The sequence below is a fragment of the Novosphingobium sp. P6W genome, from assembly GCF_000876675.2.
GTDB lineage: Bacteria > Pseudomonadota > Alphaproteobacteria > Sphingomonadales > Sphingomonadaceae > Novosphingobium.
The window spans coordinates 2,345,073-2,358,254 of record NZ_CP030352.1; the positions used below are offsets into that span (position 1 = coordinate 2,345,073).

A 13,182-nucleotide genomic window follows, 5' to 3' on the forward strand; every position below is an offset into this window, starting at 1 on the left:
TGCCCCTACACGTCAATAGGTTTCAATTCAACGGCAGTTTTCGACATTATATTTCGCGGCGTAATGCGAAGGTTTCGGCGCTGGCAGGATGATAGCACATTTTCGTCATACCGGCGCGGATCGAGGATGGCTCGGGCTAAAGTCGGCTGACGACCTCTGCGCTCAAGGCAGTCATGACTTGTGCCCACTCGGCCTGCCCTGCGGTGTCGGCGATCAGGTCCTGACGGATCTCGATGCTGAGGTACGGCAGTCCATTCGGCTCGGCATGGCGGTTCATCGAGGCATTGAGAAGTTTGCCCGAGTACGGCTCCTGATCTCCGACTACGAGGCCCTGCGCCTCCAGCCACGGAATGGCAATGCGGGCCGCGCGCTCGTCCTCATTGTAGAGGATGCCGATCTGCCAGGGACGCGGCTTGTCGCAGGTCGCCAGGCCGGGGGTGAAGCTGTGCAGCGACAGGATAAGCGCTGGCGGGGTTTCGTGCAGCAGTGCGGCCAACCCGGAGTGGTAGGGTTCGAAGAAGCGCGTGACACGGGCGCTGCGCTGCTGCGGCGTCAGGACGTTGCCGGGGATGACGTGGCCATCGCTGATTTCGGGCATCATGCCGGGAACGTCGTGCTTGCGGTTGTAATCGCACACGAGGCGGCTGACATTGCCCAGCCATGCGGCCGTACCGGGGCTGACCATCTGCTCGGCAATGGCGCCGACGCCGATGTCGATGGCGATGTGAAGCTGGAGGAGCGCCGGGTCGATGCCGAGGTCGATATCCTCCGGCACGCGGTTGGAAGCATGGTCGGAAACGATCAGTATTCCTCCGGCTTGCGGCGTGCCGAGCAGACGGTGAAAATCTGATTCCAAACTAACCTCCTGAGCCGGGGCGTAAACCCTACCTCAATTTCCCCGCCATTTGCCACCAGCCGGGATGCGATTTCGCAAGCTTTTCCGCTGCCACCTGCAACCGCGCCTCGTTTTCATAAAGCGCGAAGCACGTTGCGCCCGAACCGGACATCCGCGCAAGAAACGGATCGGTGCCGCTCAAGGCTGCCAGTACGTCGGCGATGACGGGGCAGATTGCGATGGCGGGGGCTTCGAGATCGTTGCGGCCCTCCAGCGCGACCGTGCGCACGGAACCCCCCGGCATGGCGCCGCGATCCAGGCCGTCCCAGGCCTTGAACACCGGCCCGGTGGTCAAGGCCACGCGCGGGTTCACCAGCAGTACCGGGGCGCCGGCAAGATCGTTGTCGACGGGTATGAGGTCCGTGCCGGTGCCGGTGCCGATGCAGGTGGTCGATAGCACGCAGGCCGGCACATCGGCGCCGAGTTTGGCGGCGCGCGCCTGCCAGTCGTCGGGGAAGCCGTGAGCGCGTTCGACCATGCGGAACACCGCACCCGCATCCGCCGACCCCCCGCCAAGACCTGCCGCGACGGGAAGGCGCTTTTCGAGCTCGACCGCCCAGCCCTTTCCATGCGGGAGCGCCGACAGCGCCTTGGCGACGATGTTGCCGAATGGGTCTTCGATGCCGCCCGCAAATTCGCCGTGGGTGGTCAGGGTGTCAGCTTGAGCCGGAGAGGCGGAAAGCCGGTCGCCATCGTCGACGAAAGCGAACAGGGTTTCCAGCTCGTGATAGCCGTCCTCGCGCCGGCAGCGAACGTGCAGCGCTAGGTTGATCTTGGCGTAGGCGGTTTCGGTCAGCATCCCAGCACCCATGGCGCGGCGGGGCGGGTGAGGCAAGGCAGGCCTTGGCCGCCGCCCCAGACAACAAAGGGGAGGCCAGGCCTCCCCTTTGACGGATCACATGTTCGGGTAGTTGGGGCCGCCGCCGCCTTCCGGCGTCACCCATTCGATGTTCTGGGTGGGATCCTTGATGTCGCAGGTCTTGCAATGGACGCAGTTCTGCGCGTTGATCTGCAGCTTCGGCCCTGCCCCGGCATCGACGAACTCATAGACGCCTGCCGGGCAATACCGCGCCTCAGGACCTGCATAGACCGGCAGGTTGATCTCGGTCGGGATCGCAGGGTCTTTGAGCTTGAGGTGGACCGGCTGGTCTTCCTCATGGTTGGTGAACGAATAGGACACGCTGGTCAGCCGGTCGAAGCTGATGACACCGTCGGGCTTGGGGTAGGCGATCGGCTTGTAGAGGTCCGCGCGCTGCGTTTCGCTGGCGTCGGTGTGGTGCTTCATCGGCTTGGCGACACCGAAGCCGAACAATGTGCGCAGCCACATGTCGGCACCGGCCAGGACTGTGCCCAGCTCGGTGCCCCACTTGGCGACCATCGGCTCGGCGTTCTGCACGAGCTTGAGTTCCTTGGCGATCCAGCTGGAGCGCACCGCGTCGTCATAGTCCTGAAGCGTGTCGGCCTCGCGTCCGGCCTTGATGGCCGCCGCGATCGATTCCGCCGCCAGCATGCCGCTTTTCATCGCGGTGTGGGTGCCCTTGATGCGCGGCACGTTGACGAAGCCTGCCGAGCAGCCCGCCAGCACGCCGCCAGGGAACGCCAGTTGCGGGACCGACTGCCAGCCGCCCTCGTTGATGACGCGCGCGCCGTAAGCCACGCGTTTGCCGCCCTCGAGGATCGCGCGGATTTCCGGGTGCTGCTTCCAGCGCTGGAATTCCTCGAACGGGTAGACGTAGGGGTTCTTGTAATCGAGCGCCGTCACGAAACCCAGGGCCACCTGGTTGTTGGCCTGATGGTAAAGGAAACCGCCGCCCCAGCTGTCGCTCTCGCTCATCGGCCAGCCCTGCGTGTGGATCACGCGGCCGGGGACGTGCTTGTCCGCCGGGATATCCCAGAGTTCCTTGATGCCGAGGCCATAGATCTGCGGCTCGCAGTTCGCTTCAAGGTCGAACTTTGCCTTGAGGCGCTTGGTCAGGTGCCCACGCGCGCCTTCGCAGAACACGGTGTACTTGCCCAGCAGGTTCATGCCTGCCTGGAAGTCGCCCTTCTGGTTGCCTTCGCGGTCGACGCCCATGTCGCCGGTCTGCACGCCCAGCACGGCGCCGTTATCGCCATAGATAATCTCGGCGGCCGGGAAGCCGGGGAAGATCTCGATTTCGAGCGCTTCGGCCTGCTCCGCCAGCCAGCGGCACAAGTTGCCCAGCGAGCCGGTGTAATTGCCCTTGTTCGACATGAAAGGCGGCTGGATCGCATGCGGAAGGGAGAACTTGCCTTTCTTCGTCATGTGCCAGTGCCAGTTATCGGTCACCGGCGTTTCCGCGAGCGGGCAGCCATCCTCGCGCCAGGTCGGCAGGAGTTCGTCGAGCGCCTTGGGGTCGATGGTGGCGCCGGACAGGATGTGGGCGCCGATTTCGGAGCCCTTTTCCAGCACGCAGACCTGCAGTTCGGGGTCGACCTGCTTGAGCCGGATCGCCGTGGCCAGACCGGCAGGTCCACCGCCAACGACGACGACGTCATAAGGCATCTCTTCGCGTTCAATCATGGAAGCCCCGTCCAAATTCGTTTTTTGCTCATCGCTTTTTGGCCCAATCGCCTTTTTTGCGACTTAGTCGAGCGATTAAATCGTCTTGAGCCTTGATTGCTCCCGCGCGGCAGGTCAAGACCCTGTGCGATGGATCAACCTCCAAATCCTGCATTTCTAGACGATATCACAGGTGCGCTCGACTGGTGGCGCGACGCCGGCGTCGACCTGGACTTCGTTGACGAGCCTACCGCGTGGCTCGCTCCGCCCGAACCGGAAGGCGGCGCGAATCCGGCTGAGGAGCGCCGCCCCGTGCGCGCGCCAGCTGCCGACGTGGACGCAGCCCCGCCCCCTGCCCGCCTCGATCCGGCCAGCCTTCCCGCCGACCTTGCCGCGTTCACACCCTGGTGGCTGAACGAGCCGCTGCTGTGCGGCGGCGAGCTTTCCACCCGTATCGCGCCGCAGGGACCGGCAGGCGCCGATCTTATGATCGTGGTCGAGGAACCCGAGGCGGAAGACCGCGAGGCCCTGCTTTCCGGTCCGCAGGGAAAGCTGCTCGACGCGATCCTGTCCGCCTTCGGCACACAGCGCGAAGGCGTCTATCTGGCCAGCGCCCTGCCCCGCCATACGCCGGGCCCGGATTGGCCCGCATTGCAGGAACGCGGCCTGGGCCAAGTACTTGCGCATCACGTGAGTCTGGTGGCGCCGAAACGGCTTATCGTGCTCGGCGGCAACGCCCTGTCGCTAATCGGCCACGAATCGCCGCAAGGTCCTGCCGTTTTACGAAGTTTCAACCATGAAGGGGCATCGATACCCCTGCTTGCCTCATGGGCCCTGACTGCGCTGCTCGGACAACCGCGCGCAAAGCCGGTACTGTGGAAGGCCTGGCTGGAGTGGACCGCCGCCTGATCGCGGTCCCCGAAAGGCAGATGGGCTAGGCAATCGGGGCGTCGTACAGGATCGCGGGGAATAAAGACTTGAAACGAATTACCAAGGTCGGTCTGTTGGCGGGGTTTACCCTCGCCGCATGCATTTCGGCCGTTCCGGCCTTCGCGAACAGCGCTGCGGTTGATTATTTCCGCACCCGCGCAGACCGTACCGCCGTCCCTTCGCTGCTTAGCCAGGACGACCGCACGTATTACAAGCTGGTCTTCGACGCGATCGACGCCAAGGACTGGCAGGCCGTCCAGCGCATGCTCGCCGAACGTGCGGACGGCCCGCTGCACCAGCAGGCCCGCGCCGAATATTATCTGGCCGCCGGTTCGCCCAAGATCGAACTGGCCGAACTCCAGGGCTGGCTTTCGCAAGGCGCGCAGTTGCCCGGCGCGGACCAGATCAGCCGCCTTGCGCTGAAGCGCGGCGCCGAAACCGTCCCTAGCCTGCCCAGCGAACAGACTTTTGCGCGCCTGCCCTCGATGTCCAAGCGGGTGCGTCCCGCCTCGATCGAGGACGGCACGATGCCCGGCTCGATCTCGAACGGCATTCTCGAGCGCATCAAGAACGACGATCCGATGGGCGCGCGCCTGCTGCTTGACGGCATCGATGCGAATCTCAGCCCCTCGACGCAGGCCGAATGGCGCCAGAAGGTAGCCTGGAGCTTCTATATCGAGAACCAGGATGCCAACGCTTACCAGATGGCCCAGCTTGCCGCGCTCGGCACCGGGCCGTGGGTAGGCGAAGCCTGGTGGACTGCCGGGCTCGCTGCTTGGCGCCTGGGTGACTGCGACGGCGCCGCCGATGCCTTCGGCAAGGCCGCCCAGTCCTCCGAGAACGCCGAGCTGACCAGCGCCTCGCATTACTGGAAAAGCCGCTCGCTGGTGCGCTGCCGCAAGCCCGAGCAGGCAGCCGCCTTACTACGCCTGGCTGCCGCCCGCGACGAAACGCTTTACGGAATGCTCGCGTCCGAACAGCTTGGACTGAAGCTGTCGGAACAGCATTCCGCCGCCGACTTCACCCAGGCCGACTGGCAGCAGCTACGCGCCAACCCCAATGTGCGCGCCGCTGTAGAACTGGCCGAAATCGGCAAGGATGGCCTCGCCGATGAAGTGCTGCGCCATCAGGCGCGCATCGGCGATGCCTCGCAATATGCGCCGCTGACCCGCCTCGCCCGCGATCTTGGTCTGCCCGGCACCCAGTTGTGGATGGCCTATAACGCCCCCTACGGCGGCAAACCCGAACCGGCGACGCGCTTCCCCACGCCTAAGTGGACCCCGGTGGGCGGCTGGAAAGTCGACCCCGCGCTGGTCTTTGCGCATACTTTGCAGGAATCGGTGTTCCGCGCCGGTGTCGTCAGCCCGGCCGGCGCACGCGGACTGATGCAGATCATGCCCGCAGCCGCGCAGGACCACGCCTCGTCGCTGGGCGTGGCAGGCAATGCCTCCGATCTCAACAAGCCGGAGGTAAACCTCGCCTTCGGTCAGCGCCACCTGCAGATGCTGCAGAACAATTCCGCCACGCAGGGCCTGCTGCCCAAGGTCATGGCTGCCTATAACGCCGGCCTGCTGCCGGTGGGCCGCTGGAACACCGACGTGAACTGCCAGGGCGACCCGCTGCTGTGGATCGAATCGCTGCCCTATTGGGAAACGCGCGGCTACGTGAACATCGTCATGCGCAACTACTGGATGTACGAACGCCAGGCCGGCGGTGCATCGGAAAGCCGCATGGAACTGGCGCAGGGCGAATGGCCAACCTTCCCCGGCCTGTCGGGATCGCAGGGCGTGCGGATGAACGCGAATGGAGCGATCGTTCGTGGCCGTTGATCCGAGCCGCACTTTCCAGCCCATCAACATCGCCCTGCTGACCGTCTCCGACACCCGCACTGCGCAAAACGACACCTCAGGCGATATCCTCGCCCAGCGCATCGCAGACGCCGGGCATACGCTGGCGCGCCGCACGATCGAGCGAGATGACGCAGCCGCGATCGCGGCGCTGCTCGAAAGCTGGATCGACGATCCCGAAGTGGACGCGATAGTCTCCACCGGCGGCACCGGCCTGACCGGCCGCGACGTCACCCCCGAAGCACTGGGCAGGGTAACGGGCGCACGGGAAATCCCCGGCTTTGGAGAACTGTTCCGCTGGCTGTCCTACCAGACCATCGGCACGTCCACGGTGCAGAGCCGGGCCATGGCCGTGGTCGCGCGGGGCACGTACATCTTCGCATTGCCCGGTTCGAACGGCGCGGTGAAGGACGGTTGGGACGGCATCCTGGCCGAGCAGCTCGACAGCCGAAACCGCCCCTGCAACTTCGTCGAACTGATGCCCCGCCTGCTGGAGGCTTAGGGTAATACCCGTAATCGTCAGCGCAGCAGCGGCAACCGTGCGGCTTCCTGCTCGGTCATCGCGATCCTGAATACCTCGCGCAAGGTGCGGGCGTAGTCCGCCGCATCGGCGATCATGCGCCGTTCGGTGCCGTTCGCGCCGTGCACAGTCAGATCGCGATCGACCATCGAGGCGAAACCCCCGACCAGCGGAATGCTTGCGACGTGCAGGCTGGTGAAGCGCGTGTCGGGCCGGGTCGAGGTCCAGTGATTGGCCTGCTCCAGATCACCGGGCACGACCTGCGCCAGATCGAAGGTGTATTGCGCCTGCCAGTCGCCATGCGCGGCGGCGCGGCCGTCGGTCGCGGAAACCGGCCCGGCACGCTCCAGAAGCCACTCGCCCTCAAGGCTGCCCCGCGCCCCGGCGCGGCGCAGGCGATGGCGGGCACCATCCGCCGTATGCGCCTCCGCCCCGTCCTCTAGCGGCAGGGGAGCAAGGTCGCTGCCGCCGAAGCCTGCGTCGACCAGCCACTCTCCCCCCGCAATCGTGGCAAGCAGGCAGACATGCGTGCGCGGCGGAATGACGTCCTGCGCAAGTCCCAGCCTGACGCGCGCAAGCAGCGGCCGATTGGCCACGCCGATCGCCGCCAGGACATCGCCGAACAGACAGTTCTGCTCGAAACAATAGCCTCCACACCCATTCACTACGATCTTGTCGAACACACTTGGCGCATCAATGCGGATCGGCCGGCCAAGCATGACGTCGAGGTTCTCGAACCCGATTGCGAGCCGGTGCGCCGATTGCAGTGCCGAAATGACGTCTGGTTCGTCAGAGGGGCGAGCAACGAAGCCGATGCGGTCGAGATAACGGTCGAGGTCCATACCGCCCTGTTAAGCGCCCCGTTGCACGGTGGGCAAGCCTGTGGACAAATTGGGTATGGTGGGTGGAAAAGCGGTGGACGGCCGGGGAAAGTCTGCACTGCAAACGCTCGCCGGCGCGGTCCAAGGCGAGCAAGTCCGATTGCTCCCGCGATGCAGGCGCGCTAGCCTCCCGCCACAGCGCGCGGGGCGGCGCTCCTTACGGCCCCAAGGAACGATGCCACAGATGCAGCAGTTGCACGCGCTGGCCGACGCGATCGGTCTGGTCCGCATCTGGTGGAACGTGGACGGAGCACCGCAGATCGTCAGCGACGCATCGCTGGCCGCGATTGCAGCGGCGCTCGGCTATCCTGCGGCAACAGAGATCGAGATCGCGGCCAGCCTGGCCCAGGTCTCCAGCGCGCGCGCCCAGCCCCCGGCGATGATCGTGACCGATATAGGCCAGCCCACGCCGCTGCCCGCCGCCCTCACCCAAGCCCGGATCACGGCGGCAGACGGCACGGTTCGCGAACTTGACGTGTCGAACTGGGTGCTGCCGCCCGTGGACGAGGTGGGCTACCACGCGCTCACCGTGAACGGCCACGCCTTCACTCTGGCGGTCGCTCCGCGCCAATGTCCATCAGTGGAAGCTCTCGGCAAGGGGCGTATCTGGGGACCGGCGGTGCAGATACCGGCTTTACGCGGCGCGGCGCCGAAATCCTTCGGCACTTTCGCCGAGCTTGCCGAAGCCGTCGATACGTTTGCCGCGCGCGGCGCGGATGCGGTGGCGATCAACCCGGTCCATGCGCTTTTCGCCGGGTACGGGCATGATTTCAGCCCTTACTCACCCTCCAGCCGGCTTTATCTCAACGCTGCCATGGGCGATCCCGTACTGCTCGGCCTGCCGCCGCTGGACGAGGCGGAAGCAGTCGACGAAGCCGCCCTGATCGACTGGGAAACCGCTCTGCCCTGCCGCCTGGCCCAGATGCGCGGCCTGTTCGCCCGCGTCGACGCCGCCACGCGCGAACGCATCGCCCGCAGCAATGCGCCGCACGGCGAGGGGTTGGTGCGGCAAGCGCTCTACGATGCGTTGGACGTGCACTTTCGCGCGCAGGGCCTGCATGGCTGGCAAGCGTGGCCCGCGCCCTTTCACGATCCCGAAGGCGACGCGGTAACAGCCTTCGCCCGCAACAATGCCGAAGAGGTCGAGTTTCACCTTTTTACCCAATGGCTGGCGCGCGAAAGCCTTGCCTGCGTCCAGGAACGGGCACGCGCATCGGGCATGGCGGTGGGTCTGCTGGCCGATCTGGCGGTGGGAGTGCACACCGGCGGCGCGGATGCCTGGGCGATGCGCGGCGCCTTGCTGCAAGGGCTGACCATCGGCGCCCCGCCTGATCCCTTGGGCCCGCATGGTCAGAACTGGAACCTCACCGGGTTCTCGCCGAGGGGGCTGGCACGAAGCGGCTACGCCCCCTGGATCGCCACGATCCGCGCCGCTCTGGCGAGTTCGGGTGCGCTACGTATCGACCATGCTTTCGGCCTCGCCCGTCTATGGGTAGTCCCCGAAGGCCAGCCGTCGAGCGCGGGGGCATACCTGACCTATCCGTTCGACGACCTCATCCGCCTTGTCGCACTGGAGGCGCACCTTGCCGGGGCGCTGATCGTGGCCGAGGACCTCGGCACAATGCCAGGCGGCTTTGGCCCCGCGATCACCCGGCGCGGGATGCTGGGCATGCGCGTGCTGTGGTTCGAACGCGCAGAGGACGATGGGTTCATCGGCACACAGGACTACGACGCGCAGGCAGTGGCCATGACCGGAACCCACGATACCGCCACGGTCGCCGGATGGTGGACCGGGCGCGATCTCGACTGGGCGGAAAAGCTGGGGCGTCTCCCGGAGGGCACCAGCCGCGCACAGGCGGAAGAACGCCGCGACTGGGACCGGGGCCTGCTCTGGGCCAGCCTGACCCATGACGCCGCCCCCCGCCCCGCGCCGAACGATCCGGCTCCGGTTGTCAAAGCAGCCCTGCGCCGCATCGGCGCTGCGCCCTGCGGCCTTGCCATAGCTCCTCTCGAAGACCTGCTGGCACAGCGCGAGCAGCCCAACCTGCCCGGCACGATAACCGAACACCCCAACTGGCGTCACCGCCTGGATGCACCCCTGTCCACCCTGCTGGCCGAACCGGACACCGCCGCCCGGGTGCAGGCGCTGGACGAAGCGCGCAAGAACCCGGTTCGGCAGGATGTTCAGATCAGGTGATGACGTCGGGCGCTGTCCGGCCGGTGTGGGCAATGATCCCGGCAATGGCTTCGGCGGCGGCGATCTGCGCCTCCAGCATCACTCCGGTGTCGGCTTCCAGATCACCGAAACTGGGCTCGTAGCGTTCGAGGTAGAGGCGAAGGGTGGCGCCCTGCGTGCCGGTGCCCGAGAGACGCATGACGATGCGGCTGCCGTCCTCGAACAGCACGCGGATGCCCTGGTTGGCGCTGACCGAACCGTCGACGGGGTCGGTATAGGAAAAGCTGTCGGCGACCTGCACGGTCAGCGGGCCGAAAGTCTTGCCCGGCAGCGCCGCCAATTGCGCCTTGAGGCCGTCCATCAGCGCGTTGGCGCCCTCGGTCGCGATGCCTTCGAAGTCGTGGCGGGCGTAGTAGTTGCGGCCGAAACGCGCCCAGTGTTCACGGGCGAGATCGTCCACGCTGATCCCGCGCACGGCAAGCACGTTGAGCCAGAGCAGCACTGCCCACAGGCCGTCCTTCTCACGCACGTGGTCCGACCCGGTGCCGGCACTTTCCTCGCCGCAGATGGTGACCTTGCCGGCGTCGAGCAGGTTGCCGAAAAACTTCCAGCCCGTCGGCGTCTCGAAGCAGGGCACGCCCAACGCCTCGGCCACGCGGTCGGCGGCGGCGCTGGTCGGCATCGAGCGGGCAATGCCGGCAAGGCGGCCGCGATAGGCCGGGGCGATCTCGATGTTGGCGGCCAGCATCGCCAGCGAATCCGAGGGCGTGATGAAGCGCCCGCGGCCGATGATGAGGTTGCGGTCGCCGTCGCCGTCCGAGGCCGCGCCGATATCGGGCGCATCCTCCGACATCATCAGGTCGTATAGTTCCTTGGCGTGGATCAGGTTCGGATCGGGGTGATGCCCGCCGAAGTCCTCCAGCGGCACAGCGTTGACCACCGTGCCCGGAGCGAAGCCCAGGCGGCGTTCAAGGATCTCGACCGCGTAGGGCCCGGTCACCGCGCTCATCGAATCCATGCGCATGGTGAAGCCCGAGGCGACGACCTTGCGGATCGCATCGAAGTCGAACAGCGTCTCCATCAGGTCGGCATAGTCGGCCACCGGATCGAGGACCTGCACCGTCAGGCCGCCGACTGCGGTTTCGCCAAGCGTGTCCAGATCGACGTCGGGCGCCTCCACCGTCAGCCAGCGGTCGATCACCCTGGTGCGCTCCAGCATGGCGCCGGTAATGCTTTCGGGCGCGGGGCCGCCGTTGGCGATGTTGTACTTGATGCCGAAATCTTCATCTGGCCCAGCAGGGTTATGGCTTGCGGAAAGGATCAGGCCGCCGCTGGCCTTGTACTTGCGGATGACGTGGCTTGCCGCAGGAGTCGAAAGGATACCGCCCTGTCCAACCAGCACCCGGCCATAGCCGTTGGCAGCCGCCATGCGGATCGCCTGCTGGATGACCGTGCGGTTGTGGTACCGCCCGTCGCCGCCGATCACCAGCACCGCTCCCGGCGCACGCTCCACCACGTCGAACACCGACTGGATGAAATTCTCGGCATAGCCCGGCTGCTGGAAGACCTTCACCTTCTTGCGCAGGCCCGAGGTGCCGGGCGCCTGCCCGTCGAAGGGCGTGGTCGGAACAGTGACGATCTGGGTCAAGCGGGCATCTCCAATAGGATCATGATCTGGGGCCGGAAACGACATGTGCGCACAAGACGACACTTTCGTGTCAGCGCGCGCATTGTCAAATGGTTGCTTTTGCCAATGCTGCACGGGCGCTGAAGTTGCACCTGTCGCGATTTTCGCACCTCATGGCTCTGCAATTATTTCGCCGGACGGTAATACCGCTGTGAACGCTAGGAAATCTCGCAAGTCTTTCCAGGCCGCGCATAACGGGCGTCGGCGGTGACGGCAGTGTCCGTCAAGGCGCCGAGAAACGCATCGACATCCGTTGCATTGCCGGGGGACAGCACGATGCCGTGCCGGGCGATGGCGTCGGCGATGGTATCGGCGCTGCCATCGTGGAGATAAGGCCCGGTCAAGGCGACGTTACGCAGCGAAGGCGTGCGGAAACGGCCGCGATCCTCGCTGCGCCCGGTGACACGGGCAAGGCCCAGGTCGCCATTCCGGGGCGCTTCGGGCTCCCCCGCCAGCCGGTGAAAGCCTAGGTCGGTGAATTCACGGCCCGAATGGCACGATGCGCACCCTGCCCCGCCCGTGAACACAGCCTCGCCCCGGACCGCCGCCTCAGCCAGCGGTGCCCCGCCCGAGGTCGCCTGGTCCCATGCCGTTTCATAACTGACGATCGTGCGCTGAAACGCTGCGAGGGCAGTGGAAACGGCGGCGAAGTCGATCCGCCCGCGCGCTTTGGGAAAGGCGGCCCTGAACAGCTTGCGATAACATCCATCGGCGAACAAACGACGAGCGAGTTCCGCCTCCTGCCCCTTCATGCCCATCTCGACCGGGTCCTCGCCCGCGATGGGCACCAGCGCCTGCAGTTCCAGCGTGGCCAGTGCATCGTTGCCCCAGGTGAGCGGAGAGAACGCACCCACGTTCACCAGCGACGGCACGTTGCGCAGCCCCGGCTCCCCATGCGCTCCGGGATGGGCCCGTGTGCCATCGGCAAAGCTGTGGCGCGGGTCGTGGCAAGTGGCGCACGAAAGCGTGCCGTTTACCGACAGGTCCCCGTCGTGAAACAGTCGCCGCCCCAGCGCGACCTGCGCCTCAGCCGAACCGCCCCTGTCTTTTGCCATGCCCGCCCCTGCGGCAAGGATAAGGCCGCCGAACAGGATGGCCCAGCGTCCCGCCCGGCTCATCGGAGGGCGTTCATCGAACCGGAGCGACCATCACCGTCAGCGCCGCTTCGCCGTTCGCCGCGATCTGCAAAAGGTGGCGGCCAGCGGGCAGATCGTACTCGACCATCTTGGTGATGCCCGAACACCCCGGCCCATGTCCGTGGGCGGCCGAGGCTAAGGCTTTACCGGCGACGATCACATCGACCCACGAACGCCCGTTCTGGGCAATGCGGTAGCGGCCCGCCTCGGCCACATCGAATGCGAACAGGCCGCCGAAGCTGACCGATCCGCCCGGCTTGCCCGGCTCGAGAACATAATCGACCTTGGGCGTCGGGGCGAGCGTAGCGTCAAAAGCGGTGCCCATCACCAGCAGCGCCTTGCCGGACGCGGCTGGTTTCACCGCCGCCTTGAGCGGGCGATGCGGCGCGCTCCAGCCAGCAAGATCGGCGGGAACGGCATTAGGCGCCGCGCAGGCCGCGTGCTCGTGCCCCGCCATTGCTTCCGCAGCAAGCGCCGGAGCAGCGGGCGTCATTATTGCTGCACCTGCGAGAAAAAGCGCCCGGGGCTTTCGTATCATGCTTGCGGCTCCATGAATCATTTATATACGACCGAATATAGGTTCGCTCAA

At 66.0% G+C, this 13,182-nt stretch carries 11 protein-coding genes; 4 read left to right on the plus strand and 7 right to left on the minus strand.

The genetic code is table 11. The annotated features are described in order from the left end of the window. Positions 1-136: 136 nt before the first annotated feature. From TQ38_RS11350 to TQ38_RS11360, 3 genes are all read right to left on the minus strand, one after another. Entirely contained in the window at positions 137-856 is a 720-nt protein-coding gene (locus tag TQ38_RS11350; protein WP_043972495.1) for an N-formylglutamate amidohydrolase, read from the minus strand. Between the two features lie 28 nt (positions 857-884). Further along, on the minus strand, positions 885-1,694 hold the full coding sequence (locus tag TQ38_RS11355; RefSeq protein WP_043972492.1) for a 4-(cytidine 5'-diphospho)-2-C-methyl-D-erythritol kinase: 810 nt from the start codon (positions 1,692-1,694) through the stop codon (positions 885-887). Between the two features lie 96 nt (positions 1,695-1,790). Further along, a complete protein-coding gene (locus TQ38_RS11360) occupies positions 1,791-3,437 on the minus strand; it encodes an electron transfer flavoprotein-ubiquinone oxidoreductase (protein ID WP_043972489.1) in 1,647 nt (548 codons plus the stop codon). 129 nt (positions 3,438-3,566) lie between these two features. Between TQ38_RS11360 and TQ38_RS11365 the strand changes: the two genes are divergently transcribed. The 3 genes from TQ38_RS11365 (at position 3,567) to moaB (ending at position 6,695) form a co-directional block, all read left to right on the plus strand. Further along, on the plus strand, positions 3,567-4,325 hold the full coding sequence (locus tag TQ38_RS11365; RefSeq protein ID WP_043972486.1) for a uracil-DNA glycosylase family protein: 759 nt from the start codon (positions 3,567-3,569) through the stop codon (positions 4,323-4,325). Between the two features lie 77 nt (positions 4,326-4,402). Beyond that, positions 4,403-6,175, plus strand: coding sequence for a lytic transglycosylase domain-containing protein (locus tag TQ38_RS11370; protein WP_205316111.1), 1,773 nt, complete (start codon positions 4,403-4,405; stop codon positions 6,173-6,175). Continuing rightward, a complete protein-coding gene (gene moaB, locus TQ38_RS11375; protein WP_043973391.1) occupies positions 6,165-6,695 on the plus strand; it encodes a molybdenum cofactor biosynthesis protein B in 531 nt (176 codons plus the stop codon). The genes TQ38_RS11370 and moaB overlap by 11 nt, the downstream gene beginning before the upstream one ends. Positions 6,696-6,712: 17 nt before the next feature. Here the strand turns inward: moaB and TQ38_RS11380 are convergent, their stop codons facing one another. Next, positions 6,713-7,555: an arylamine N-acetyltransferase gene (locus TQ38_RS11380; RefSeq protein ID WP_043972481.1), complete on the minus strand. Its 843-nt coding sequence runs from the start codon at positions 7,553-7,555 to the stop codon at positions 6,713-6,715. Positions 7,556-7,778: 223 nt separating this feature from the next. On the opposite strand from TQ38_RS11380, the gene malQ reads away from it, so the two are divergent. Then, the gene (malQ, locus tag TQ38_RS11385) at positions 7,779-9,791 is read left to right on the plus strand and encodes a 4-alpha-glucanotransferase (RefSeq protein WP_043972480.1); all 2,013 of its coding nucleotides are present in this window, start codon (positions 7,779-7,781) and stop codon (positions 9,789-9,791) included. Here the strand turns inward: malQ and TQ38_RS11390 are convergent. The 3 genes from TQ38_RS11390 to TQ38_RS11400 form a co-directional block, all read right to left on the minus strand. Then, positions 9,784-11,418, minus strand: coding sequence for an alpha-D-glucose phosphate-specific phosphoglucomutase (locus TQ38_RS11390; protein ID WP_043972479.1), 1,635 nt, complete (start codon positions 11,416-11,418; stop codon positions 9,784-9,786). The genes malQ and TQ38_RS11390 overlap by 8 nt on opposite strands. Positions 11,419-11,615: 197 nt before the next feature. Further along, positions 11,616-12,575, minus strand: a complete 960-nt coding sequence (locus TQ38_RS11395) for a cytochrome-c peroxidase (protein WP_052505599.1) — start codon at positions 12,573-12,575, stop codon at positions 11,616-11,618. Between the two features lie 10 nt (positions 12,576-12,585). Further along, a complete protein-coding gene (locus TQ38_RS11400; protein ID WP_082057574.1) occupies positions 12,586-13,131 on the minus strand; it encodes a hypothetical protein in 546 nt (181 codons plus the stop codon). Positions 13,132-13,182 lie beyond the last annotated feature (51 nt).